This is a genomic window from Spirosoma sp. 209 (assembly GCF_002006735.1).
Classification (GTDB): Bacteria; Bacteroidota; Bacteroidia; order Cytophagales; family Spirosomataceae; genus Spirosoma; species Spirosoma sordidisoli.
The window spans coordinates 135,474-161,547 of sequence record NZ_MVEC01000008.1 but is presented as its reverse complement, the minus strand read 5'-3'; the positions used below and the strand labels follow the sequence as shown (position 1 = coordinate 161,547).

Sequence of the window (26,074 nt, the reverse complement as noted above, 5' to 3'; positions counted from 1 at the left end):
AAACCAAAGACGGATATGCGTTATCGCTGGTGTATTGTATGGATAATCCTGGCCTCCGGTACGGCCCGCGCCCAGGTAGCCGGCGACTGGCTGCGGCTGCGGCAATATGGCCAGACCATTGGTGTCGACAGCCTGTGTGCCGAGCCCGACGAAGCCTGCCTGACCCGCTATTTTACGCAGATCGTGTATGGCCGTCGACCCCGCCGGCTGGGCTACCAGGGGGTGGCCGAACGAATCGACACCAGCCGGATCAGCCGTCTGACGCAACAGTTTCGGACCGGTGCCGACTGGTGCCCGCTACTCGATTCGCTCGAGTCGCCCGACCCGGCCTATCGGCAGCTGAAAGAGTACTGCCAGCGTTGCCTGATCGACGATTACATGACCGACTCGCTCACGCTGGAGCAAGTTTGGGAAACGCTGAACACCTACCGCTGGCTGAACCGGTTTTCGGCTTCCAGGCGAGTGGTGGTGAATTTACCGTCGGCTACGCTTCGGGTCATCGATCCGGCCGGGCAAACGCTGCTCCACAGCCGGGTAATTGTAGGCAAACCCGCCACCCCAACCCCCAGCTTTACGGCCGAAATCAGCAGTGTGGTGGTTTACCCGTACTGGAACGTGCCGCGCTCCATCATGATAAACGAAATGCTGCCCGCCATACGGAAAAACCCGGTCGCCACGCTGGATGCCCTGAAGCTCCAGGTCATCGATGCCAGCGGGCGGGTGGTTGATCCGGCCGGGGTGAACTGGTTGGCCAAGCCGTTTCCGTACCGCCTTCGGCAATCGACCGGCTGCGATAACGCGCTGGGGCTACTGAAGTTTAACCTCGATAACCCGTATGATATTTACCTCCACGATACCAACGCCCGTCGGCTCTTCACCCGGTCGAATCGGAGCCTGAGCCATGGCTGCGTTCGGGTCGAGAAACCCATACACCTGGCCAATCTGCTGCTCGGCTATACGCGGTTCGGCCCGTCGTTTCTGACCAGCTGCCCCACCAACGCCAGCCCGAAAAGCATACGGTTCCCTGAGCCGGTGCCGGTCATTGTCGTCTATAACGTACTCGATATCGATGAGAGCAATGCCATTCGGGTCTACCGCGATGTGTACGGCTGGTGGCGACTGCCTTTGTAGGGTGGTGTTGCCGCCAACAAAAACCCCGTAGCGAACATCACTACGGGGTTATCTATTACACTGCTCTCTTCTTTGCAACCAACTAACCCCCTACACGGAAGGGTTTACCTGGAGACAGACCTGATCGGCAACGCTGCCGGGTGCGGATTATGCCAGCCGATGAACGCAGCTACGACCACCGAACGATCAGGTCTGATCTCGTTATGTTTTGCCTGGTCTTGTTCAGAGTACGTTCGCTCTGATCGGGTCTGGTCAGTTTTATACTGCCGCTGTCCGGGGTGATTTTATCGGACGGTGATCGGAGCGGGTAGCGGGTTCCCGTTTGTCATGGCTAAGTAGCCGGTAGAAGGCCAGGGCCATCAGCAGGGTAGCCGGAAAGGCCGCGCCCAGACCCAGCGGAGAGATGGCCAGGCAGAAAACAATACCACCTGCGCAACCTAGCCGGAACCAGCGTCGCTTCATAAACATCGCGGCCGCAACACCCACCTGCCCGACCGCAATACTCAGCACCATAGGGGTAATAATCGGCTCGAACCCGCCCAGAATAAACCGGCTGTAGAGCGGAATGGCGTAATCGGCATAGTTCTGGTAGACCCAGGGGGTATTGAGCGCGGTTCGGGTGTTGACCAGGGCGGCTGCCAGAAACAGCAGACAGAACACCAGGCGCGTCACGGTAGGCCACCGGTAACTGCCAATGACCTGCACAACCGCAAACCCATTGACAACGAAATAAGCAACCAGGAGGAGGGTATCGAGCGTTTTCATAAGGCATTAGGCGTTAGGACGAACTACTCTTTGATTTCGCTCCGGCCGGTCTTGCTGAGGATTCGGATGCGGTAAACAACCGGCGGTGGAGGCTGGGGTACCTCGCCCGTGGACGAAACCATGTCGCTGCGGGGCGCTACCCGACCGGGGCCAAGGCGCTGTTCGGCGTAGACCCGATCGTCGCCGTTCAGTTCTTCATACACGCCCTGTACCACTACGCTCCGCCAGGAGGTTGGGCTGCATGCTTCATCGACTTCGAAACATACCGTGGGGTTTTGGCGCAGCATACGGGTTTTGGTGCCCTCGCGGGTTTGACCGTAGATGGCATGGCCGTCGTAGAGGTACGCAACGGGTAAAACCAGCACCTGCCCGTCGGCAGCGCAGCCAATGCGGCCAAAGAACTGCGTACTCAGCAGGTGTTCGGTCAGTTCGGGCGAGAGGTCGTGTAGCATGGCAGGCTGCCGTTTTGCCGGTTTTAGAACGTCGTTCAGCACATCGACGCCCTGGTGATCAGGGCCGTTTGCTGGTTGTCGTAAAAGCTGAACTGGTTAAGCATGCTGCGGGCAATTTGCCGCAGTGCCTCGTCGGTCAGGAATCCCTGGTGGGCAGTCAGCAGTACCCGGGGGTGCGTTCGTAAACGATTCAGCAGGGCATCGGTAATGGGTTGGTCGGCATAGTCGTAGTGGAAATACGTCCGTTCGCCTTCGTACACGTCGGCTGCGTAGCCCGCCAGCTGACCCGCATCCAGGGCGTCGAGCAGGGCTTCGGTATGAACCAGTTTGCCGCGTCCGGTATTGACCAGAAAAGCCCCCGGCTTTAGCAGCGGCAGCGTTTTGGCGTTGATCAGGTAGGTTGTCAGGGGCGTTAGCGCGCAGTGCAGGGAGACGATGTCGGCCTGCTGGAGCAGCTCACGGAGGGGCACATAAACGACGCCCGATTCTACCAGCCGGCGGTCTGGACCGATATCATAGGCCAGTACCTTGCAGCCGAAGCCCTGTACGATATGCAGGAAGGCCTTGCCAATCCGGCCGGTGCCTATTACCCCCACCGTTTTGCCGTGCAGGTCGGTGCCAACCAGCCCGTTGATCGAGAAATTACCGGTAGTGACCCGGTTATGAGCTTCGGGCAGGTGCCGGATCAGCCCAAGGAGTAAACCTATGGCCTGTTCGGCCACTGAAAACGGGGAGTAGCCCGGAATGTGCAGGAGGGTCATGTCCAGATCGCAGAGGGCGTGCTGGTCAACGTTATCCAGCCCGACGCACCGCATACCCAGTACGCCAATACCCAGCCTCCGCAGCTGTTGCAGGACGGGGCGGCTCAGGTCGTCGTTGACGAAGGCACATACGGCCTGGTGACCAGCGGCTTTCGATGCCGTTTCGAGGGTCAGCGCTTCGGGTATGTAGGTGATCTGATGGTGGCCGCGCAGTTCGTCGAACCAGCGTTGTTCGAAAGGTTGGGCGCTGTAAAAGGCGATAGTCATGAGCAGGCGACTGGCTAAGTTGATGTACCAAAATTGAGATTAGTTCGACACTTAAGCCCTGACCATACTCACTGCCCAGCCTGACTTTAGGCAGTTTGTCGGACTAAGTATTTATTATTATGTAATTGATTGTGAAATTTGTTACCAAATGGTAAGTTAGATTGAACCAGTGCCTCAAAGAGACGCAGCAGCAATTACCCTAGCGCCTATCTTTATGAAAATGAAGTGGATTTAACGAATCAATCTGGACCAATACCAGCGCTTCATGTGAACTGGTATGCGTTGAGTAATAATTACTAGATGGCTCGATCCGCGTATCGTCGACAGCTTAACCGGCCTGTGCCAGTTAGACCGGGGATTTTGGTTTCTTTTGTTACTATATTAAAACATGTGGTAACGTTGTTTCGTTAGTTTGTATGGCTTAATCTGCCCTTGTTCTTTATCCTAACGTGTAAAATCAATGCATTCTACCCAGCAACTGGCACCTGCCCTGTTACAGCGCGTATTGAGCGTGGCGCAGGATGGTGTCTTTGTGTATCAGATAATTCGTAATGCCCGTGGAGTACTCACGGACCTGCGGCTGACGATGGTCAATGCCGTAGCGGAGCAGGACATGGGGCAACCGGCCAACGAACTGCTGTGGCAACCGTTCAGCAGCTTATTTTCTGAACTGGTTCAGACGGAACTGATGGCGCAGTTTCGGCCGGTGATTGAAACGGGGCGGGGGGCTCATTTTACCACCCGGATCAGCTGGCCAGGTAGCAACCGGCTGGCCTGGCTCGACATGACGGTGGTGCGGGTCGACGAATACCTCCTGGCGTCGTATGTAGACATGACCCAACGCCGGGCCGAAGCCGAAGCCGCCCGGCTGAAAGCGGTGTTGCAGCAGGCCTTCGATATCGATAATACGGGTATTTCCGTGCTGGATGTCGTTCGTGATGCCGACGGCCGAATCTGTGATTTTCGCTTCACCCTGATCAACGAGGCCGGTCTGCGGATGAGTGGGTTTAGCCGGGAGGAGTTGCTGGGCCGTACCTTATGGCAGCTATACCCCGCTACGGGTATCAACGGCATGTTTCATCAGTACGTATCGGTTTACGAGACCAATCAGCCCTACACCGGCGAACATTATTACCCGGAGTATGACTGCTGGCGCGATATCACCGTGGTTCCCGTCGATGGCGGAATCCTGGTTCGGTATGCCGACAGTACCGTTCGCCGGAAACTCCGCGACATCATTCAGCAGCCGGGCATACAGGTTCAGGATGTACTCCTGCGCGTACCCGCTGGCGTGGCGGTATTGCAGCCCATTCGTAGTTCGTCAGACCTGTTGTCTCCTATTGTCGATTTCCGAATCGATCAGGCAAACGCTCGACTGGCGAACTGGCTTGGGCGCCCTGATCTGGTGGGGCAGCTCCTGACGAACGTAGTTGCCACTGCCAGGGAGTCAGGGTTTCTCTGTCGATGCACAGCTGGTTATGAACGAGCCGAACCGCAAACCTGTACCACCCCGTTCGACATCGTTGGGGTTGTGCAGGTTTGTCAGGTGTCGGTAGCCCGGCTAGGGACCCAGCTGGTGCTGGCTATACAGGATACAGTCAGCACCAGCCGGGGCGTGGCTCAACAAGTCTGAGCGCGACGCCAGCGGCTTCCGTCAGCGCGGCCCCGGGTCGATAGCCGGGGCAAGAATCAGCCTGGTGGGTGATTTTCTTCAGTCGTAAGTCCGGGCCGGGGGGTGACCTTCGGGACGTATTGATACTACTGATTGTATGCAGGCTGTTTCGGATGTGGCGTTGTCTCCCGATCGCGGGCGAATTGCTTATTTTTCAATGGAGTTTGCTTTCGTGCAGGCCCTCAAGACCTATTCGGGTGGGCTGGGTTTTCTGGCGGGTTCGCACATGCGCAGTGCGTGGGCGCTGGGACAGCCGCTGGTGGCCATCGGTATCTTATGGAAGTATGGCTATTACGACCAGGCTCGCAAGCCTGATCAGACGATGGATGTGCTGTTTATGGAAAAGCACTACAGCTTTCTGCAGCCCACCCATCTGCGCTTTTGATGCCGAAAACCTGTATCAGCTCCTGGAAACGGTTATTCTGCCGCTCTACTACGACCGTCCCGCCGAGTGGATGGCGATCCTGAAAGCCAGCGTTCGGGAGGTGCAGCCGACCTTCGATTCGGATCGAATGGCTGCTGAGTATATGGAAAAACTATACATGATTGGGCCGGTCTGATGGTATACGCGTTGGGGATTTATCAGGTGACTGGCTGATTTTTGTCAGTACAGATGTGCCAGCGGGGATTGATCTTTACGGAACGGCACACTTTCTGTTTTTTTGGACAAACAGGTGGATATAGTTTATTCATCGATTATGCAATCAAGCGATACACGACCCTTTCTGGTCCCCGCTAAAACAGCGGTTTTGTTGATTTTTATGCCTTCGGATGCCGACAGTCGTCAGCAGCGGGTGTCGCTGACGATACTCGCTGATTCGTTGCAGACGATGCTGGGCGATGCCGTACGGGTGCTTAAGATCGATGAAACCGCTCACCCTGAGGTCATGCGTAGTTTCGACGTCGAAAAACTGCCCGCGTTCATCCTCGTTCGGCAGGGCATCGAACTATGGCGCCAGGAGGGAACCACCGCCGAGGCTGCCCGGCTGGCCGAAACGACCCAGCAGCTACTGGAGACCTGAGGTAGATGTCTGCCGTAACCAGTATTTGTACCCTTCTATCCAGCAAACGCCCGCCAGCGATGCCAGCATGCAGTAGCCCAGCTCAGGCAGATCCGGTCGACTGAACCGGGCCAGCTGGCGGGCGGCTGGTAGCAGCAGGGATATTACCAGCAGCAGCACTGTCAGGCCCAGCATCAGCCAGAGCAGCCAGTTGGGCCGGCGCAGGGTGGTGAGAATCGATTCGCGGGTTGAGCGGCTCATCAGCGTGAGCCAGATATTACTTATGACCAGGGTCAAAAAAGCCAGCGTCCGAACCTCGTCCTGAGTCGACCCGGTGCGCATGCTGAAGTAGTAGACGAGGAGAACGGCCCCGGCAATGGCCAGTCCCTGCCCGATACTCAGCCCAAGTTCATGGGTGGTAAAGAAGGTATCGGTCAGGCGACGGGGCCGCTCTCGCATCAGATTACGCGCTGCGGGTTCGTTTTCAAACGCAATTGAGCAGGTTGGCCCCATGACCAGTTCCAGAAAGATGATATGTACCGGACTGAAAAGATTCACGTACGGCCAGTCGAAGAGCAGCGGCAGCACTACGGTCAGAATGATGGGAATGTGGATCGAGATGATATACCCAATGGCTTTCTTGAGATTCTGATAAATACGACGGCCCTGCGCAATGGCGCTGACCATACCACCCAGATCATCGTTGACCAGTACCAGCGAGGCTGCCTGTTTAGCCAGTTCGGTACCCCGACGGCCCATGGCAATACCGATGTGAGCCGCTTTGAGGGCAGGGCCGTCGTTAACACCGTCGCCCGTCATGGCTACTACCTCGCCGTTGGCTTTCAGCGCCCGGATTACCCGGAGTTTGGCTTCGGGAAACATGCGGGCGAAAATCGTCGTCTCACGGGCCTGCTGCTGAAGGTCAGCTTCTGTCATTGCCATCACCTCCGGGCCGGTCAGAATACGGTTACCCAGCGGCATTGACACCTGCCGGGCAATGGCGCTGGCCGTTTCGGGCGAGTCGCCGGTAATCATTTTGACCGCAATATGCGCCCGGCTGAACTGGCCGATAACAGCGCTGGCGTTGGCTTTGGGCGGGTTTTCGAGCGCGACTAAACCTTTACAGGTCCAGGTGAAGTCGTCCTGGCTGGCCGGAAATGGCGCATCGCCCCACTCGCTCCCGGCTATGCCCAGTACCCGATAGCCCCGGGCTGCCAGGGTATTGGCCTGCTGACGAATTTGCTCCGCATCGGCATCGGGTAACCGGCAAACCCGGATGATCCGTTCAACGGCGCCTTTTCCGGCTACCCGAAACGAACCCGCAGCGGCAGCGTAGACATGGGTCATCATGGGGGGTATTCCGTCGAGTGCGTACTCGTACTGCAGCGGTAGCCTGTCGGTTTCGGACTGGGCCTGGCAGGCTGTGGCAATGGCCCGCTCCATGGGGTCATACGGCTCGGGTTCGCTGGCCCAGCGGGCATACGCCAGTACTTCCTGAGCCGGTGCCGAAAGCACGCCGGTTATTGCTGTCAGCTGCTGGGTACGGTGGTCGTATACCTGGGCCACGGCCATGCCCTCCTGCGTGATGGTGCCGGTTTTGTCGGTGCAGATGACCGTGGCCGACCCCAGACTTTCGACGGTTTGAGGCTGTTTGGGCAGTACCCCGAAACGGACCATGCGGGCGGCCCCCAGCGCCATGAAACTACTGAACGCGACGGGTATTTCTTCGGGTACCACAGCCATCGCAATGGTCAGTCCCAGTAACAACGAGGACACCCAGTCGCCGGAACGGGCAAAGTTGACTGCCCATATCAGCACGAACGCAGCACTGCCAGTGAACGCCATACGTTGTACAAACCGACTGATCTGTTGCTGGAGTGGCGTTTTTTCTACGTCTATCTGCGCGAGTGACCGACCCAGTTTACCCAGTTCGGTAGACTCGCCGATGGCGCTGATTCGCAGGTAGGCGCTGCCCGTGGCCAGTACCGTTCCGGCGTAGAAACGGTCTGTGTTCGGTTGCGTTTTAGCCACCGCCACCGATTCGCCCGTCAGGATCGATTCATCGACGGTGCAGTCGTTGGCCTGAATCAGCAACCCATCGGCCGGTACGGTCTGGCCCTCGGTAAGCCAGCAGGCATCGCCCGGAACAAGCTGCTCGATGGGAACCGACTGGAGCTGGCCATCGCGAAGCACCGATACGGCCGGCTGGGTCAGCTGTCGGAGCGACCGGAGCGCCCGATCGCTCCGAACGGTCTGATAGACCGAAATGCTGGCCACCAGCCCCATCGCGACTCCCAGTACGATTCCTTCCTGCCACTGCCCCAGCAGCACGTAGAGCAGGCAGGCTATCGCCAGCAGGATGAACATTGGCTCTGATACAATCTCAATGACCAGCCGCCAGCTCGTTCGGGATTCGGTCGTGGCTACCAGGTTGAGGCCATAGCGCTGCCGTGCCAATTGTACGTCGGTTGCAGACAGGCCGGTTACCGATGGGGTTGCGGAAGTAAGCATAAGAGAGCGGATGAACGGGAAGCTGATTTTTATCAGGTTGGGGACTGACTTCGATCAGTCGCGGTATCGGGAGGAGCTATCAATTTTACGAAAAACCATTCGCTCCGCTTATTTATGAACAACACTATCGAGTCCCTGCAAACCTGCCGCAGCCAGCATCAGAACTGGGCGGCCTCCCTGGTGGAAAGCGAACAGGAAATAGATCAGCTGTTGATACTCCTGTCTGACCTGCCCAACGATAACTACCGGAGCCTGCGGGATTACTCGGCCGACTACGCCCAGGCACTCGGCCGGCTCAAACACCGTATCCATCACCTGCGTGCCGATGTGGTCTGTTCCGGCGACCGCTGCACATCGGCAACGGCCACAACGGCTGCCTGCACCGATCCGCGGTATGGATTGCCCGTTTCCAGCCCTACGCTGCTGACTAGCCTGTCGGCAGAATATACCCAGCTTAAAAACCGCTGCCATGCGTTCCTGGCCGAGCTGATGGGGCTGAATCTGATCTGAATATAGGGCTGCCGGATCGTTACCCTCCTGGGTCCGGGCCGGTGAATAACCTCCTGGCGAACCCGCAGAGCATACAATAGGAGACAACAGACCCGGCACCTAACGCTGAAAAGACAGGTGCCGGGTCTGTTGTATAGAGGCCGGTCGTTAAACGACAGCCAGCAGCGGAATATCGGTAAGCCGTGCCATACGTTCGGTATTGCCCTCGCTAAAGAGCCGTACGAACCAGTTATGCGGCTGCGGCAGCATCATAATCAGGTCGGCTTTGTTGGCATGGGCAAAGGTGAGCAGCGTTTCATAAACGGCATCACCCGGCAGAATGGTCAGCGTGTGGGGCACCGACGCCAGCAGTCGGCGGAGGTGCTCGGCCCGGCTCCTGACCGTTTCGTCTGACGGTCTTTCGTGGATAGACAACATATTGACCACACTGTCGAACTGGCGAACAAAGCGAAGGGCCGTTTCGAGGACGATCGCATCGGGGGGATTGTTCAGATCGACAGCCAGTACGATGTTCTTAATGGCCGCGTAACCTGCCGAGGGCGGAATCAGCAGCAGCGGGACATTTGTTTCGGATACCATGGCACTGGCGATACTACCCATGAGCTGCGCACTCTGCGGAGCCGACCCTACCGTCGACATGACCAGCAGGTCCGCCTTTTCGTGCCGGGTTATTTCCTGAATAGTCGGGATCACGTAGCCCTCCCGAACCAGAGATCGGATGGGTAAGCCGGCTCCGTACTGGCTGTGTAGTTCGTGGGCCAGCTGACTGATGGCTTGCTGGCCTTCGTCCCGCATGGCCGTGGCACTCAGCGGAAAGTCGCCGTTCAGCTCGGGCGGATTGGCCGGCCAGAAATGGAATACGTGAACCAGGACCAGCGAAGCATCCTGGTCACGGGCCAACTGGGCGGCAACATGAGCTGCCCGATTGGCCCCGGTCGAAAAGTCGGTAGCCAGAACGATGGTTTTCATACCGAAGCGATTGGCAGACCTACAGTACGTTGATCAGGATAATGGCTACATGCAGCACAAAGCTGAACGCGAAGGTAGGCAGGATGTATTTAACCGGCATTGCCGACAAAATAGGGACCAGCACCAGCAGAAAGCTGAGGTTGCTGACCAGCAGCTGCCAGTCGCCCCCGCCGAAATAGAACATGGTCAGCAGGAGGGCGGGCGAGAGAATACAGCCCTGAATGATAAGAGCCGCAGCGGCCCAGCCGACCCGATAAAACTCGTTGCTGGCCACAAAATGCTGATAAGATGCGAGCCAGGTGGTAGCCGATGAAGAGGATGTTGCGGTGGTGGCGTGTGAGAGCGTTGCCATGGTTGTTGTTGGGTTTGTATGACACCACAAAGCAACACCGGCGGGCCTGCTCCGGTACTGACCTGAGTCAGCTACGGCCCTGATCCTTGTTGGGCCGGAACCTGATCAGAAATGGGCCGGAGTCAGTACCACAAACAGGCTTTGATCACGTCCTGCTCGCCCGATAGCATATGGCGGGTAAAACGCACGTCGTCGGGATTGTCGGGGTCTGCCACGGCCATATCTACCACACCCGACAGTCCCATCAGCCGACAAACGGCACCGAGGTAGCTGAGCTTGCTTACCCGCCAGAGTTTACTGCCCCGCTCTGACTGAATCCCCGCTGCCACAACCCGGTAGGTGACGGCCCTGGGCGTATTGGCCGACGGGCTGGCTATTTGCTTCTGCCCAAAACCAGCCGGGGTTTTCTGGTACCGACGCTCCCGATCAAGTTCATACGTGTTGTTGTTCTGCATAAAACGAATGGCGATCCCATCGGGGGCCTCCGTCAGCGACAGCCGGTTCGACGTCAGTACGTAGCGGGCTACCGATTCCAGTTCAACAGGCGTCAGCGTGCTGCTTTTCACGGAAACCGTAGTGGCCGATGGGCCATGGCCAAACGTCAGGGCAACCTTACTGCCCGGGCGTACGGTTTCCAGGATGCCCAGCACTTCCTGCACGTTACGGACCCCTTCGCCATTGATGGCCGTAACGGTCTGACCCACATAGCCTTTGAGTACTTCCTTGCCGGGCGAGTCGGGCAGGATACCCGATAAAACCGGTACGGGTTGGGTGGTGGTGGCCTGGGGGCGTTCGTCGTCGTCGCTGATACGGGTCGTCTCCGAGAATTCGAGGCCCAGATACGCACGCCTGACCAGCCCGTCGTTGGTGAGCACGTCGTTCAGCAGACGCAGCACAACGGAGGTCTCCAGGGCGAAATTGATCTGGGAGAGCCATACCGACGACCCGTTGGGGCCGTTGGCGAAGGCAATCTGCGAGTTGATGCCCAACACAGCCCCCCGCTCGTCGACCAGGGGGCCGCCACTGTTGCCCCAGATGACGGTTGCCGTTGTCTGTAAGAAGCCAAACTTACCCGTCAGGCCACCGCGTATCCGGTTTTTGGCGCTTATGATACCGTCGGTGACCGTATATGGATACTCGCCCTGCGGGTTGCCGATGGCGTAAACGCGCTCGCCGATCCGGGCGGGGGCCGACCGAAGGGGAAGCGCGGTCAACTCGGGACCGGGTGGAGTCGTGAACGCCAGTACCGCAAAGTCGTAGAGCGCATCGCCCCCCACCACCCGGACCGGGTATTTCTGCTGGTTGATCGAAAAAACGGCCAGGCTGCCGGCTGCGTCGGTGGCTGACTCGACAACGTGCGCGTTGGTGAGTACGTATTTCTGGCCATTCAACTCGATGACAAAGCCCGACCCGCTGCTTTTGGCTCCGGCCAGACTCAGGGCTTTGGCGTAGGCCTGTTCGGGGTTTACGGTCCGGCCCCGCACGCCCAGGGGCCGGACACTGACACCGGCCGTCTGGTAGACGGCTACGGTAACAACACCTGACAACGCGTCTTCCAGAACATCAGACGAGCTTTGGGCCCGGGTCTGGGCCGACAGTATGAGCAGAGCAAGAAAGAGAAAAAGACGATACATACGGGTCAGGCAATGCTTATTGCGGGCGGGTTGGAACGATCAGAAAAGGGTATGAAAAGGAGCCAACGGCCGTTTCGGGAAGGGTTCCCTCGCCTTCGGTACCGCGCACAAAGAGCTGGGCTATGCCAAATACTTTTTCGAGGACGTTGCTCAGACCGCGGGTGCCCCGATCGAGGCTGCGCAGGCCGACAACGTTGCGCAGGTCAAACTTTTCCAGCGCAGCCAATACTTTAAACGTTTCGGTACCGTAGGGGGGCGAGAAGTCCAGCCGGCGCGGAATGATGAGCGTTTTGCCCGGCTCGATCACGTAATTCTCGGGTAGGTCGTGATTGACGGATGTTTCTTTGGTTGGAAACACGACGCTTACGCCACCGTCGGGCTGGATATCGATCAGGCTGAAATAGACGCGCAGGGAGCCGGTATTGGTAATTCTGACAGATGCTTTGTCCGTCGGTGAAAACATCATCAATCCGTTCTGTAAAAAGCCAGCCCGGTTTAGGGTATCGGTGGCGTCGCGACCTCCGGGCTTGCTGGGAATAAGTTCCAGCTTGAGGCCGATACCCGGATAGCTTGGGTTGTAGGTTTGCAGGAATTTGCCCTGTGCGTAGTTCTGGACCCGCAGGCTGATCGTCTCGCCGTCGGTTGGCCGGTTCACGGGTATGGGCTTACCGACAACAAACCCATCGGTTGTTTTACGAACCAGCGCGTAGCTGACCCCCGCCGAGTCGAGCTGGGACAGGTACAGCTCAGAAGCTTTGACAGACGTCAGCTTAACGAGGGGCAGCGCCTTAAGAACGTTTTCGGCGGCCGTGCGCAGCGGACCGTTGCGGAGGCTGTCCAGACTGAGGGCTACGGAGAGGTCGCCAAACGAACGCTCGGTCACGAACACCCACTGCTTAAGTTGCTGATCGGCCGGGAGTGGTTTTTCGAGTCGGATGGTGGCCGAAAACATACCCGCCTGAACTACGGTGCCGGATAGAAACGAACTAGCCTGCATGGGGTCAGTCGTGCCGGCCGGGCAAACCCGCACCTGGGTGTCGACGTTGACCGTTTCCAGCCGGCCGGCCGCAATGATGAGCTGTTTTCCGCTGTCGGTGAGTTGCTGAATCGGGTAGTAAGGGACTTGTTGCACCGCTTTGCCACCAAACAGTTGGCGGTCGTAGTCGCCGTCGATCTCCGGGGTTTGCTGCGGAGCCACTAGTTTCATTTCGGCAACGATGCGGTTGAATAACAGTCGGTAGGTTTCGCTGGGGTTAACGCTACGCAGTACCTTATTGATCACGTAAGACAGCGAACCCACCCCTTTGTCGCTCCCATCGGGCAGTATGTATTCGTAATTCAGTTCACCGGCTTTGGCGGCCGAGATCACCACGTAAGGCGCCAGGCCGGTTGCCACGCCACCCCGGGCCGGAGAAGGAGCCAGAAACGGTTTGGCCACCTGACGACCCGGCGCTGACCGGACCTGGGGGGCTTTGCCCGACAGGTTGAACGGTTGGCTATTGCCGCGTATTTTGGCGATACCGCCCCGGCTGATGGTGCCGGAATGGCAGGCGTCGGCAATGAGCAGGATATCGCCCGAAGCTCCCAGCTTGCCGCGGAGTGTCTCGATGAGCTGGTTCAGTTCGTCGTCGCGCAGGTGCTGACTACCGTCGTAGTTGGGTTTGGCGCTGGCGCTGGCAGGGGCTCCGTAACAGACAATTGCTTCGTCGTACCCGTCGAGTTCGTCGTTCGAGTCGTCGGAAATCTGCTGCCCGTGGCTCGAAAAATGAATAACGACCTGATCGCCGGGCCGGCACTGACCAATCAGCGTGTTGAGGGCGTTGATGATACCGGTTTTGGTCGCTTTGTCATCCTGCAGCACCGTTACGTCCGTGAATTTCTGATAGGCCAGTGCCGCCCGGATCAGCGGTATGTCGTTGGCCGAGCTGATCGACTGCCAGCCACTGGCTCCCGGGTATTTGCCAATAGCAATGACGAGGGCTCGTTTAGTTTGCGCAAACAGGGGAGTTACCAGGAGCAGCAGGCCGACCAAAGCCGCCCAGCCAGCTCGCACGATGCGGTTCGGGTGGAGATTCATACGGATTGAGATGAGCGGTACAGGAGGATCGGGAAGGAGGCAGGCCCCCTTCCCGACAGAAAATCGTGCATACTGCGCTGGCGGATGCTAGCGCAAGGTGTAGACGTAATTTTCGCGGCAGTCGCCCGATGCGCTCCACTCGCGGGTGCCGCCCGTAGAGACGCAGTAAATGGTCGTATACCCTGACCCAACCGTTACCGTGCCGTCGTCCCAGGGGGCCAGCGTGCCTTTGTAGTCACCGTCGACGTAAATCTTGATGTACAGGCCGGTATAGTTATCAAACTTAACCCGGCATAAGGCGCCCCGGGTTTTGGCCGGTCTGGGAACGGGTACATCCGTGGTGGGCACGTCTTTTTTGATGTTAGGATTGGCGCCCCGCGTTTTCGGGACAGCCTTGCCCGTTACGGTCACATTTTTGTCGGGCTTGTCCTGCGCAACGGTGGTGCTGCCGACCAGAGCGATCAGCAGGCAGGCAATAAAAACGAGTTGTGCTTTCATGGAGTAAACTAGATAAGGTAATAGATAGAAACGGGATTTGATCGGCGTAAGAAGCACGTAATCAGACAAGAATGCAAAAAACAGACTGGTGAATTGAGTAAGCGTTGTGTTTCTGCCTGTAAATACCGGAATCGACAAAAAAGTAACAGCTATTCCTTTGGTAATTAATATGTTAACTATACTTTCTCTATCAGTTATAATCACTATCTGTAATACGGCTGATTATAGCCTGCTCCTTTCGTCCAGGCATCGGGTTATCCGGCGTTGATGGGGTGGGTGGATATAGACTGGTATTTATGTAGATTAAATATTTATAACAGAAGCGACCTGCTGCGGGCTATGCAGCGTACTGGACTATTGCTTAATTTCACCCACGGGAACAGCCTCTCTTTATATTGCTTTGCGTACGCTTATGAATAGCAGTGGTTCTGGCTGGACGTGGTACGTCCTCGTACTGCTATGCCTGGGGTCGATGGCCGGGCATGGTCAGTCGGCCGACAGTTTGCGGCAGCGGGCTAATGCTATCTATCGACAGCAGCCTGCCGAAGCCCTGCGGTTGTTTGGTCAGGTTCAGAAGCTGGCCCGGCAGCAGGGGAAATTTGACCTGGCGGCCAATAGTCTGGTCGACGAGGCTACGGTCTATTACGTAAACGATGACTATCGCCGGGCTACTACTGTCTGCCGGGCGGGTCTGCCGCTGACTCCGCTGGCCGATAGCACCCGCTTCAAACTATGGGCCAGTCTGGGCGAAATGTACCACCAGCGAAACCGCCCCGACTCGCTGCGCTGGTTCTGGCAACGCGCCGATTCGCTGCTGCTGGTTCGCCCGGCGCTGGAGCGTGAGGCCCGCACTTATGTGGCTGCCTACTGGGGCAATCGGGGTACCGCTTCCGTAGAGCAGGGCGACTACCGACAGGCCGAGCGGTGTTTCCAGAAACGGCTGCTACTCCTGGCTCGCCACACCACCCCGGCCCGGCAGGCCATTGCCGAGAATCAGTTCGCGCTGTTTTACCGGCAACTGGGGCAGCTCGGTCGGGCCGACTCGCTCTATACCGCATCGGTCCGTCACTATAAAACGCCCGACCTGAATCGGGGCTGGCTATTGCTGGGCCTGATCGAGTGTCGGCTACAGCGGCAACGGACCGATTCTGTCTGGGTGTTCATACGCGAAACGGAGCGGCTGGTCAAACAGGCCGGTACCGACGGCGCCGAACTGTCTGCCTACCTCGATCAGTCGTTGGGTAAGTACTGGGAGCAGCAGCAGCAGTTAGGCCGCGCCCGAACATTTTTTGCGCGCTCTGTTGCCACAGGGCAGCGGCTGGGCGGGTCGAGCCGGGTCGGGTGGCGGGGGCTGATGGCGCTGAGCCGGATGGCCTGGCTGCAGCAGGACGTATCGGGGGCGCTAACGTTTATCCAGCAGGCTATGCAGGCCAACAGTTTGCGCTTTCGGGCTACCGATCCGGCGCAAAACCCAGCCCTGACCGACTTCCTGAACGGGCCTGACCTGTTCGAGTCGCTCTGCTGGAAAGCCCACCTGCTGCATGCCGCCAAAACGATGCCTAACTCGCTGCAGCTGGCCAACCTCACCTATGATCGGGCCTTTGCCCTGAGTGATCTGCTGCAGGCATCCTACAGTGCCGAACTGACCAAGCTGTTCGTGCAGGAAAAGCTCCGCCCGGCTTACCGGGAAGCGGTAGCGGTAGCGTATGCCCAGTACCGACAACGGCCCGACAAGGCCACCCTGGCCGCACTGTTACACCGGCAGGAGCAGGGTAGCGCGGCCGTACTGCGTGAAACCCTGCAGGCCTTACAGCGCGACTATGCAGGGGTGCCGGGCTATCTGCTCGAAGAAGTGCAGCGGGCCAAAAACCGGCTGGCTGCGGCCAAAACGGCCTGGGCCGAACGAGATGTGGCGCATTCTACAGGGGCCGGAATCGTGGCTGTCAATGCGGAACTGGTCAACGCCGAGCTGGTCTGGAATCGGGCGTACCAAAAGCTGCGGCCCTATACGTCGGCCCAACCGGGAGCCGACAATCTGAGCCGCCTGCAACAGCAACTCGCCCCGGATATGGCTTTTTTACAGTATAGCCTGACATCTGACTCGCTACTGCTGACTGTCGTAAAGAAACACCAGATTCGGGTGATGCTGCTCCCGATCAGCGGTGCCCAGCTGAACCAGCTGGCCGAAACCGTTCGGCATGAAGCCTACCGAAATCCCGATCCGTTTCAGTATACGGGACATACCGCTGCCCGGGCTCTGTTTAGGCGGGTGCTGGGGCCGGTCTGGGCCGACCTGGCCGGCGTTCGGCGGCTGGTTATTGTGCGCGACGGACCCCTGCATTACCTGCCTTTCGAAGTGCTGGAGACGGGACAGCGTCCCGATGATTACCTGCTCAGGCATGCAGCCATCACCTACGCTTACTCGATGGACAGCTACGTTAGAAGCCCCCGCCAGCGCCCCGACGGCTCGCCCGATGTACTCAGTATGGCTCCTTTTGCCGTTGATCAGGCTACGCTTACCCTTATCCAGCAACGGGGGTACCAGTCTCTCGACCGGTCGGAAGCCGAAATCGGGTCTGCTGCCGGCACGCGCTCAACGGCCGCCAATGCCAGCAAAGCCACCTTTCTGTCACTATTTCCCGACCATCAGGTTCTTCACCTGGCCACCCACGCCCGGGCCAGCGACAACGACCCCGGCGATTCGTACATCGCGTTTTTCCCGCAGGATTCGTCACACCGGCTGTATGCCCACGAGCTGGGCCTGCTGGACCTGCGCCATATCCGGCTGGCCGTGCTGTCTGCCTGCCGAACGGGTAGTGGCAGTCTGCACGGGGGCGAGGGCCTGCTGAGTCTGAGCCGGGCGTTTGCATCGGCGGGCTGTCCGCAGGTTATCACTTCACTCTGGAATGCGCATGATGGTACTACGGCCCGGCTCTCGCAACTGTTATACGAAGAGCTGGCGTCGGGCCTGCCAACCGATGTGGCCCTACAGCGGGCCAAGCTGCGGTTCATTGAGCAGCAATCGTCCGGTGGGGCGTTTAGCCCGCCCCACTTCTGGGCGCATCTGGTCCTGATGGGGACTAACCAGCCCGTTTTTCCGGTTCCCGGTCCCTGGCCAACCGGCTGGCTGGCTGCTCTGGGAACCGGGCTATTGGCTATCGCTGGCTACATCCGGTACCGTCGGCGTCGTTCACGCTGAGCGGCCGAGTTTCTGCCAGCGGATCTGCCACCACACTTTCCAGCGATCCGATGTACTGATGGGATAAACGGACTGGCCGCTCTGGTCGAGCAGCTGGAACGTGGCGTCGGCATTGTCGGGCTGCCGGTTGAGCAGGTAGGCATTCAGCAGGTGCCACTGTACGGCCTGTTTGAAATAGGGGCGGAGACTGTCTACCCGCGCCAGCTTTTCCAGATTACCGATAGCGAGCTGGGGCTGACCATTGGCCAGATACGCCTGCGCATCGAAGAACTCGCGGTAAAAAGTCCGCTGCTGGGGCGTAAGGTCAGGCCCGGCTACATCGTCTTCCGATTCGCGGTAGCGCTGCGTCAGGGTCACATCCTGGCGGTAGCTTTCCAGATCGACCTGGCTGAAGGTCAGGTAGCTGATGACCAGCAGGACGCAGGCTACCAGCACACTGGCCAGCCTGCCCCGCCCGAGCCGAAGACGCTGGATGGGTTTAGGGGGCGCAGCCAGTTCGGCACGAACGGCGTTCCGGACTGTTTTGGCCAGGGCCAGTTCACGCAGCGCTTTATCGGCTGCGAGCAGCTGAGCACACTCCCGGCTGAAATCAGGGTCGCGTTTGAGTTCCTGCTCGAAAATAAGTCGTTCGTCGGCGGATAGCGTACCCCGGTGGTAGGCTTCCATCCACTCCCATTGCTCAAGTTGATTAGTTGGTCGCATGTTGGATAGATACTAGCTGGTTCAGATCAATAGTACTGAAGTACTTCATCGATTACAGGTTTTTCGCCTTTTTATTCGTTGCCGTCCCGTTTTTCGCCCCGGAGCAGCGCCCCCAGGTATAGCATGCACCGATACTTACGCACTTTGGCCGCTTTGGCCGAAGCGTTGACCCGGTGAGCAATCTCATCGAACGATAAATCGTCCCAGTAAAACAGCTGCAACAGCTCCTGGCAGGCTTCGCCCAACTGGCTGAAGGCCTGCTGCAGTGTAGCCAGCCGTTCGGGTTTATCCTCGGCCGTGGGCTCTTCGGTCAGGTCGTCGAACTGGCTCAGCAGGCCCACCTGTTTCCGACGCTTGAGGACCTTGAGCCATTTGTTGCGCATCACCTTATACACGTACGCATCCAGCGTTGCCTCTGCCCGGGGCTGGTAGTGGCCCGAACGCAGCTGAGCCCATACCGCCAGTACCGTTTCCTGGGTGAGATCAGCAGCATCTTCTTCACTGCCCGAGTTGTCCAGCACATGCCGACGAATGACCGCTTTGACTTTATGGGTTAGCTGGTGGGTGGCCCACTCAACCCGACGTTTGTCGTCGGAGCATATGGCTTCGTATAAGGTCTGATCGGCACTCGACATGCGGTAGGGTGACTGTTTACTGGGATATTCTCCTTTTGCCGGAAAAGTAACGGAAATAGTGAGTGGGGGGTGTGATTTTTTTCCGCCCCCTGCAATCTACTCTCGAAAGCCAGCTCCGAAAGCTTTTTAGCGGACGTCCCCGGAGCCAGCCTTCAACAAACCCCAAAACGCCCGCAAGGGTAATAACATGAACAAACGACCATTGGCTTCGGCTTCGGGTTGGGTGGGTATGTTCGGGGTCGTGTTGATGCTGGCCATGGGTGCCTGTGAATCAGTTGCGGTTGACCCCGCTCCGGGTGAGGCTAAACCAGCCGTCAGAACAACGACTTTCGACGAAGACCCCCCAGAAAAACCAACAAAACCTCCAGGTGGAGGTTAGTTAACGATAGCCGCCATACTACGGGAGTGTAGTATGGCGGTTTTTTTAGTAGCTTTGGACAGTAGCCTTCTGTTCCACACCTGATGTCCACATCTGTACCTTCCGACGAAGCCTTTGTTCGTCAGATTGCGCCCGTTGTTACCAAAACACTGGCCAATGAATTTGCTGATCTGCCCGGCCAGGCTGCTGCGGCTATTCTTCGTCAGACCCTGGCCACCTGCCTGATCATTCGACGGAAGGCAACCAAACAACGACTGAATCCATCCCTGTTTGCCCGGCGCGTTACCCGCGAGCAGGTCCTGAGCTGGCTGGCCGCTGACGGAAGTCCGGCTCAGCAAACGTCAGCGATGAGCCGAATCATGGCCGAAAACCGGGAGGCCGTAGCCCGCTACCTGGCGCAGTTCCGGTTCCGGACGACCGACGTTGCCGACGAAGTACTCAATGACTCGTTTGCTGCCTTCTTCACCAACCTGGCCGACAGAAAGCCGGTCGAAGCGCTGTTGTCGACCTGCCTGATCAGCATTGCCCGTTTCAAAGCCCTGCATCAGCTTCGGCAGGAACGCACTGACCCGGTTGAGCAAACGAACTGGCTGGAAACCACATTCCTTACTGTCGATGAGGCCGATATGGGTACTATGACCTGGCCCCTGACAACCGCCGATGACGAACCGATCAGCATTGACCTGCCGGTGACGACAACCGACGGCCGTTCCGGCACCATCCAAATTGAAGTTTCGAGGTTCCGGACCTGGCTGGCCGATTGTTTCAGCCGACTCGGTGCGGCCCGTCAGCTGTTGTTTCGCCTGCGGTACAAATACTGGAGTGAGCAGGAGTTGAAAACTATGTCAATGGACGAGGTACAGGCGGTCTTCGATGACCTGGATATGACCGAAATTGCCGCCAGAGCAGGCTATACCAATGCGCACACGGCCAGCGTTCGGCTGAACGAAAGCCGTAGCCGGTTGCGGGATTGTTTGACAGAAAAAATGAAGAACGCAGCATTATGATTACCGACCAGAACAAATGGGCTATTATTGACGCGTATCTGGCCGGACAACTCGATGAGTCGGGGCGGCAGGCCGTCAGGCAGAAAATGACCGACGATGCCGATTTCAGGGCCGATGTACTCATGCAGTCTGCCCTGAATCAGCAGTTTGACCGGGAGCAGACCAGCAAGGATTACGATCTGGTTGATCGACTGATCAGCGAAGGGCTAACCACGCCTGTATCGTCGGGGCCGGGTCGGTCCCGGCCGGTGCGCCCGTGGTGGCAGCAAACCTGGTTGCGGGCGGTGGCTACGCTGTTGCTGGTGGCAGGACTCGGCTGGCTGGGGTTCCGGTATCTGTCCGGACCAGACACGCTCTCGACCCAGATTCCCTATGCGCAGCGTGGCTTTGGGGTAGACGGTACTCCGGCGCCCGATAAGCTGACCACCTTTCCGGTTACCTTCAGCACCGACGGTCCGGCTTCCGGCGAATACAGCAGCGATCCGGACGGACTGCACCTGCACCTGACGGAGCTGCCTGCCAGCGAGGCCCGGTGGCAGCTGCGCGACGACCCGCAGCAGGGCGGCTTTTTGCTGACCGACCCACAGGGCCGCACGTACCGGCTCGACCGCGATACGTACGGTGGGCGTAAACCGCTGGTGCCGATCAAATAGGGGTTACGGCCAGCCAGCTCACCAGCTGCTCGCTCCTGAATTCCAGAAACAGGCGACTGTTACCCCGGCGGTATCCGTAGAATCGGCTTCCCCGCGCGCCAGCTACGTCGGCCGAGGGCGGTCCGTAGGCCGACAGGCGCGAACGAGGGCTGCCAATCGGTAAGTCGGCCAGCCCCAACCGATTGCTTTTAACCACGCGGTACCACCGTGGTTTGTTGTTTTCTTCAATAGACAGTTCGTACAGCGTCAGTGAATCGGTGCGGGCATACCGTCCGCCAGAGGGGAGCGGCTGTAGCGGTAACCGGGGAGCCGGGCGGAGCCGATCGACCGGCGAGGGCCTGCTGGCGGTTTGGGTCGACTGGCGGTTGGCCACGAGCCGGTTCCAGTAGCGTTGCCAGCCGGGTTTTTGTGATTCTTCGTAGAGCCGCATGTTGTCGGTTGCCCGAAAAGCGCCCTGCGCTGCTGCCTGGCGAAACAGCCGCTGAGCCTCGGCGGGTTTGCTGCGGTCGGCCTCAATGACGGCCAGCAGCAGCAATCCATTAGCCGACAGGGGCCGACTGGCGGTGCGACTCGCCATCAGGGTTTGGTACGCTTTTTCGGTTTCGTTCAGCAGATAAAACGTGAGTGCCAGATTGAGGGTGGCGGCCTGGTAACCAGGCTGCCGGGCCAGGGCGGTACTGAACAGATGCCGGGCGTCGGCCAGCAGCGGGCGGTATGGTACCGGCTCACCCCGGCGCGGATTGGCCAGCAGTCGGTTATCGGCATCAAACTCGACCGGAAAAGCAAACCGCAAGCGCGGATCATCCCGCGCGGGCGCCATCTGAGCCAGCGCCTGGTTGAGCTTGATGGCTCCCAGGTTATTCAGAATCGTAGCCGTAGGGTAGCGGGCTACCAGCGTAGAAAAAGCCTGGCCGGCCGCTGCGTAGTCGAGCAGGAGGTAATGAATTTCACCCAGTTCGAAATAATGGGCCAGTTCGCGTACGCGAGCCGTGGTGTCGCTTACCATCTGCAACCGCTGGCTGCGGCTGGGGTAGCCCGCTATCTGGTTAGGGAGCCGAAAGGTATCGTATAGTTTTCTGTATACGGCGGGCGCAATCGTAAATGCATCGTACCCGGCCAGATAGGCCAGAAAGACGCCCGATCGGTCGGCCAGCGCTTCCAGATTTTCTGACGAATAGGCGGCTCCGTTGGGCATGACAACGGGTGAGAAGAAGCCTTGCTTTTGGCCATGCCGGTACTGAAAATGCGCCAGCTCGTGGCCCAGCAGACAGGCCAGGGCCGCATCGGCATCAGGCCCGAACGTACGGCACAGATCCAGCACATCGTCGCTGAGGTCGATGTGGGCCGGCGTTCCCGGCCGGTAAACCAGCGAACCACCCTGCTGCGCCGATCCCCGCGGCAGCCGGCGGAGTACTGGCGGATGGGGCGGGTTGCCCATGGCCCGCAGCAAATTGGCATAGACCCGTTGGGCCTGGCTTGATGGCTCGGGCAGTTTTGTGAAAAAATTCAGAAAGAAAAAAACGGTGACAATGAGAAGGTTAGCTTGTAGGTTGAGAGGCTTCATGCAAAAAGTGGCCATTTTTTCATGGGGGCCTGTTACTTTTTCTGTTCTCCGGGAATAATCAAATGTAACACAAACACAACGGTTCTGCTCTACGCCATTGAGCCTATGTCGTAAGCACATCGTCCTGATCCTGTTTGTGATAATCTGAGGCTTTCCGATTTTATTCACACCCGTTCAACGTTCGCCCGACTCCGACTAAGTAAGGAGTCGGGCTTTTTTGTGCCCTGGGGACTGGCGCGCCGTACGCGGACCGATTGGGCTGGCGAAATGAGTAGGGGATTGGCCCGCCTGGTTAAATTTATTTGATAACGCATAGCGGCAGGCTGTTCGGAATTCGGCCTTCGTTATAGGTTACGGGATGTTGCAGACCGTTGGTGAGTTGCTTCACCCGCTCCGTCACGTAACGGTCCAGTTCGCTCAAGCTGATGACACCGTCTTTGGTTATCTCGGCCCGACCCGATAAACCTTCCAGTACGGCTTTGGTGAACGCCCCCTGCTGCCAGTCTGCCGACTCCTGCGAGGTTTCTTTACCCGTTGAGGCACTCATCACAACAACCCCTACATCGTCGGAGATGAGTTCGCGCACAAACTCCCCCAGGTTAGGTTCGAGATCCCGACGCTGTACGCCGGCTTTGACCAGGTTGCCGGCGTGGCAGGCATCCACAAAAGCCAGCACTTTACAGGGCAGGCTGCCCAGTACATCGGTCAGGTCTGAGTATTTCAGGGCCGTGGCTTCTATATCTGACGTCTCTACGTCGTAGGGGAGAAAATAGAAGGTGTTATTGGCCGTGTTGACCCCGTGTCCGGCCAGACTGACGATGACCAGATCGCGTTGCGTAGCGGCTCGCTTCAGTTCTGTCAGCGCTTTCTTGATGCCCCGGCCGGTGGCTTTCTCGTTCGTTATGGCGGTAGAAATGACCTGCCTGAATAACCCGCCCGACTGCTTGGAAAAGGCTGTTGCCAGCGCTTCGGCATCGCGGTGGGCGAAGTGCAGATTCAGCTGGGTTTCCTGATACGAAGAAACGCCGATTGTCAGTACATAGAGCGTTGGTTTAAACAACTCTTCGGTTCGGGCGGGCTGGTAGGTGACCGTCCGTTTCTCCGACGATACCTCGCCGTCGGCATTGCGTACCAGAATTTCGAGTTCGTTATCGCCCGTTGTGAGCGAAACCAGTTCGCTGAACGATGTCGATCCGGCCGCTACGCTGGCGCCCCGCCGTTCGTAGCCCGATCGCCCGTTTACCAGTACCTTGACCAGCTGCACCGGCGAGGCTGATTCGATCAGGGCGGTTAGCCGGTAGGTGGCTGCGTCGGTGGTAACAAACCGACTGGCCGGTATTTGCCAGCTGACCTCCGGCGGATGCAGCAGCCGTATATTTTCCAGCCGCCCCGTCGTGAGCGTTTGCTGGGCGGCCGCCAGACTCCCCGTTTCAACCAACCGGGTGATAAATTGAGGCTGGTAAAATTTTTTGCGAAAGCTGGTAGCCGGGTAATAACTGGCAATCTGATCATAGCCCCGGTTGATATGCCAGCCCATGTATTTTTCGCCGTCGGGCGAGGCATCGTAATACCCCGACGGATGCCATAAGACCCATTCGTTGTCGGTGCCGACAAAGAGCGACAGCAGTGGCTCAATGACTGTTTTTTTACCCACCTCAGCCAGTGGCCATAGTTTGATCACCTGATCTTCGCCCCCCGACACCAGCCACTGGCCATCGGCCGAAATACTGATACCGCGTAGATCGGATGTATGCCCTACAAACTCGCTCAGCACCTTTCCGGAGAAGTCATACATATACAACCGGCCATTGCTACCCCCCGACACGATGGTTTGATTCGCGCCAAATCCATAGCAGTTGTGTCTGTATCCGTCCGTACTGCCACGAGTGATGCTCACACTGGTTTTGTTAGCCTGACGGAGCTGCAGTACGGCATCGTCGAATCCATAAAGCCCCCCCGCTTGGTGGGTCAGCGAATAGTCACCTTGATTCAAAATTGGCCCGGCTACTTCTGTACCAGGGGGCAGCGGGCTTAGCTGCCGGTTAATGAGATTGAACTGTGTGGTTAATGTTGACCGTCCTTTATTCTGAGTGAACGTGGTGGTGAAGGCCAGGATCTTCTGGCTAATGCCCGTGGCAAATACCGTTTTGCCCATGGCAAGAAGTCTGCGAACCACTGTCCCGCTTGTTTTACCGATGTTGATCTCCTGGTTGCTGCCCCCGCCTATGACAACGGTGTTATTATCAAGAAAAGCTACGGCAGTAACTGTATTGTCAAACCCTTTAAAACTTGTTTCCAGCTCCCAGCGCTTATTGCTTAGCTTATACAGTTTACATACAGGGTCGAGGTTGTAGTTGCTGTACCGGCCGCATAAGAAGCGTTGCCCATCGGGCGAAAAACGAATGACGCTGGGGGAGTTTCTGTTATCGATGGTCTGTATTACCTGCCCGGCTCGATTATGAATAGCAAGCCGGTTATCATCACCACCCGAAACAATGGTCTGGCCGTCAGGAGAGATGGCTACTACATCACACTGGGCGTCGTGGACGTCACTGCTGGCATAAGCCCTGCCGTCGGCTAAAGTCCAGAATTTGATGGTTTTATCGTACGATGCGCTGACTACCAAATTTCCTTGCATGGCCACGTCGTAGACTGGTCGGGTATGTCCCCGTAAAACTTGTGCAGGCGTGGTACCTTTGCTGCCGTTAGTCTGGGTCATGTCCCAGACCATGGCTGTATTATCGCTGGAGCCCGAAACCAGGTGCCGGGAGTCATTAGAGAATTTCAGGCAGTGAACCACATCCGTATGTCCTTTGAGCAGGGCTTTTAACTCGCGTTTCTGAAAATCGTAGAGCCGCAGAAAGTTATCATCGACAGAATCGCCGTTTTTAAGCCAGCCTCCTACGGCCAGCCAGCGGTTGTCGGGCGACAGGGCCATCGCAAAAATCTTCCCTAAACTGCCTTCGCTCTGCTGCCCCCTGATTTCTTCGGTCAATAGGCCGGTTTGCGCGTTCCAGATCCGGATAACCTTATCATCGCCAGCCGAAATAATAAACCGACCATCGTTGGTAACCGCAATATCCCGAATGAGCCCCTGATGCCCGTTGGTATTCAGAACCAGTTGAGGATCCGACTGGCAAAAAGCAGAAAGAGGTAATAGCCACAGGGCTGTTAGCAGATAGTAGAAAGGGCTCATGGTGCAGGATACAGGGGTTTCATGCCCAAGATACCAACTTTGCGTATATCGAAAAAAAGCAGGGAGAAAGCAGGGGTCTGATTAACAGCTAGTTGTCATATAGACTATGCTGATATAGAAAGGTAGAATGGCCGCAAAC

The 26,074-nt window shown here is 57.8% G+C and carries 21 protein-coding genes and 1 pseudogene; 9 read left to right on the top strand and 13 right to left on the bottom strand.

Annotation, left to right across the window (positions count from 1 at the left end):
- Positions 1–15: 15 nt before the first annotated feature.
- The gene (locus tag B1C80_RS15170) at positions 16–1,131 is read left to right on the top strand and encodes a L,D-transpeptidase family protein (RefSeq protein WP_077922030.1); all 1,116 of its coding nucleotides are present in this window, start codon (positions 16–18) and stop codon (positions 1,129–1,131) included.
- A 258-nt stretch (positions 1,132–1,389) separates the two neighbouring features.
- Here B1C80_RS15170 and B1C80_RS15165 read toward each other — a convergent pair whose 3' ends face one another.
- Genes B1C80_RS15165 through B1C80_RS15155 form a run of 3 tightly spaced genes read right to left on the bottom strand, consistent with a single transcriptional unit; the run spans position 1,390 to position 3,376 of the window.
- Positions 1,390–1,896, bottom strand: a complete 507-nt coding sequence (locus B1C80_RS15165; protein WP_077922029.1) for a hypothetical protein — start codon at positions 1,894–1,896, stop codon at positions 1,390–1,392.
- A 23-nt stretch (positions 1,897–1,919) separates the two neighbouring features.
- A complete protein-coding gene (locus B1C80_RS15160; RefSeq protein ID WP_077922062.1) occupies positions 1,920–2,348 on the bottom strand; it encodes a pyridoxamine 5'-phosphate oxidase family protein in 429 nt (142 codons plus the stop codon).
- A 35-nt stretch (positions 2,349–2,383) separates the two neighbouring features.
- Complete coding sequence (locus tag B1C80_RS15155) at positions 2,384–3,376, bottom strand: 2-hydroxyacid dehydrogenase (protein WP_077922028.1); 993 nt, start codon at positions 3,374–3,376, stop codon at positions 2,384–2,386.
- Between the two features lie 460 nt (positions 3,377–3,836).
- Between B1C80_RS15155 and B1C80_RS15150 the strand changes: the two genes are divergently transcribed.
- The 4 genes and pseudogenes from B1C80_RS15150 to B1C80_RS15140 all read left to right on the top strand — a co-directional run bounded on the left by B1C80_RS15150 (position 3,837) and on the right by B1C80_RS15140 (position 6,070).
- The gene (locus B1C80_RS15150) at positions 3,837–5,009 is read left to right on the top strand and encodes a PAS domain-containing protein (RefSeq protein WP_077922027.1); all 1,173 of its coding nucleotides are present in this window, start codon (positions 3,837–3,839) and stop codon (positions 5,007–5,009) included.
- A 136-nt stretch (positions 5,010–5,145) separates the two neighbouring features.
- Positions 5,146–5,430, top strand: a pseudogene (locus B1C80_RS15145) (hypothetical protein); the annotation flags it as partial.
- Positions 5,375–5,608, top strand: a complete 234-nt coding sequence (locus B1C80_RS28530) for a hypothetical protein (protein WP_139361659.1) — start codon at positions 5,375–5,377, stop codon at positions 5,606–5,608. The pseudogene B1C80_RS15145 and the gene B1C80_RS28530, both read left to right, overlap by 56 nt.
- Positions 5,609–5,746: 138 nt before the next feature.
- Positions 5,747–6,070 (top strand): thioredoxin domain-containing protein, encoded by a 324-nt coding sequence (locus tag B1C80_RS15140; RefSeq protein WP_077922026.1) that lies wholly within the window; start codon positions 5,747–5,749, stop codon positions 6,068–6,070.
- Here the strand turns inward: B1C80_RS15140 and B1C80_RS15135 are convergent.
- Positions 6,056–8,560 carry a cation-translocating P-type ATPase gene (locus tag B1C80_RS15135; RefSeq protein WP_077922025.1) on the bottom strand — a complete coding sequence of 835 codons (2,505 nt, stop codon included), beginning with the start codon at positions 8,558–8,560 and terminating at the stop codon, positions 6,056–6,058. The genes B1C80_RS15140 and B1C80_RS15135 overlap by 15 nt on opposite strands.
- A 114-nt stretch (positions 8,561–8,674) precedes the next feature.
- Here B1C80_RS15135 and B1C80_RS15130 point away from each other — a divergent pair, with 114 nt between their 5' ends.
- On the top strand, positions 8,675–9,070 hold the full coding sequence (locus B1C80_RS15130; RefSeq protein ID WP_077922024.1) for a hypothetical protein: 396 nt from the start codon (positions 8,675–8,677) through the stop codon (positions 9,068–9,070).
- A 147-nt stretch (positions 9,071–9,217) separates the two neighbouring features.
- Here B1C80_RS15130 and B1C80_RS15125 read toward each other — a convergent pair whose 3' ends face one another.
- The 5 genes from B1C80_RS15125 to B1C80_RS15105 form a co-directional block, all read right to left on the bottom strand.
- On the bottom strand, positions 9,218–10,039 hold the full coding sequence (locus tag B1C80_RS15125) for a universal stress protein (protein WP_077922023.1): 822 nt from the start codon (positions 10,037–10,039) through the stop codon (positions 9,218–9,220).
- A gap of 19 nt (positions 10,040–10,058) precedes the next feature.
- A complete protein-coding gene (locus B1C80_RS15120) occupies positions 10,059–10,391 on the bottom strand; it encodes a hypothetical protein (protein ID WP_077922022.1) in 333 nt (110 codons plus the stop codon).
- A 122-nt stretch (positions 10,392–10,513) separates the two neighbouring features.
- A complete protein-coding gene (locus tag B1C80_RS15115; protein ID WP_077922021.1) occupies positions 10,514–12,025 on the bottom strand; it encodes a S1C family serine protease in 1,512 nt (503 codons plus the stop codon).
- 16 nt (positions 12,026–12,041) lie between these two features.
- Entirely contained in the window at positions 12,042–14,102 is a 2,061-nt protein-coding gene (locus tag B1C80_RS15110) for a caspase family protein (protein ID WP_077922020.1), read from the bottom strand.
- Positions 14,103–14,189: 87 nt separating this feature from the next.
- A complete protein-coding gene (locus tag B1C80_RS15105) occupies positions 14,190–14,600 on the bottom strand; it encodes a hypothetical protein (protein WP_077922019.1) in 411 nt (136 codons plus the stop codon).
- A gap of 412 nt (positions 14,601–15,012) precedes the next feature.
- Here B1C80_RS15105 and B1C80_RS15100 point away from each other — a divergent pair, with 412 nt between their 5' ends.
- Positions 15,013–17,799: a CHAT domain-containing protein gene (locus B1C80_RS15100; protein ID WP_077922018.1), complete on the top strand. Its 2,787-nt coding sequence runs from the start codon at positions 15,013–15,015 to the stop codon at positions 17,797–17,799.
- On the opposite strand, the gene B1C80_RS15095 is transcribed toward B1C80_RS15100, so the two are convergent.
- Positions 17,791–18,501: a hypothetical protein gene (locus tag B1C80_RS15095; protein WP_129605991.1), complete on the bottom strand. Its 711-nt coding sequence runs from the start codon at positions 18,499–18,501 to the stop codon at positions 17,791–17,793. The two genes, B1C80_RS15100 and B1C80_RS15095, sit on opposite strands and share 9 nt — an antisense overlap.
- 71 nt (positions 18,502–18,572) lie before the next feature.
- On the bottom strand, positions 18,573–19,136 hold the full coding sequence (locus tag B1C80_RS15090; protein ID WP_077922016.1) for an RNA polymerase sigma factor: 564 nt from the start codon (positions 19,134–19,136) through the stop codon (positions 18,573–18,575).
- A 462-nt stretch (positions 19,137–19,598) separates the two neighbouring features.
- Here B1C80_RS15090 and B1C80_RS15085 point away from each other — a divergent pair, with 462 nt between their 5' ends.
- Both B1C80_RS15085 and B1C80_RS15080 read left to right on the top strand, forming a co-directional pair.
- Positions 19,599–20,522: a sigma-70 family RNA polymerase sigma factor gene (locus B1C80_RS15085; RefSeq protein WP_077922015.1), complete on the top strand. Its 924-nt coding sequence runs from the start codon at positions 19,599–19,601 to the stop codon at positions 20,520–20,522.
- Positions 20,519–21,175, top strand: coding sequence for a hypothetical protein (locus B1C80_RS15080; protein WP_077922014.1), 657 nt, complete (start codon positions 20,519–20,521; stop codon positions 21,173–21,175). Before B1C80_RS15085 ends, B1C80_RS15080 begins: the two co-directional genes overlap by 4 nt.
- Here B1C80_RS15080 and B1C80_RS15075 read toward each other — a convergent pair.
- Together B1C80_RS15075 and B1C80_RS15070 are read right to left on the bottom strand one after the other, a co-directional pair.
- Positions 21,168–22,739, bottom strand: a complete 1,572-nt coding sequence (locus tag B1C80_RS15075) for a hypothetical protein (RefSeq protein WP_077922013.1) — start codon at positions 22,737–22,739, stop codon at positions 21,168–21,170. The two genes, B1C80_RS15080 and B1C80_RS15075, sit on opposite strands and share 8 nt — an antisense overlap.
- 298 nt (positions 22,740–23,037) lie before the next feature.
- Complete coding sequence (locus tag B1C80_RS15070) at positions 23,038–25,935, bottom strand: caspase family protein (protein WP_077922012.1); 2,898 nt, start codon at positions 25,933–25,935, stop codon at positions 23,038–23,040.
- Between the last annotated feature and the right edge of the window lie 139 nt (positions 25,936–26,074).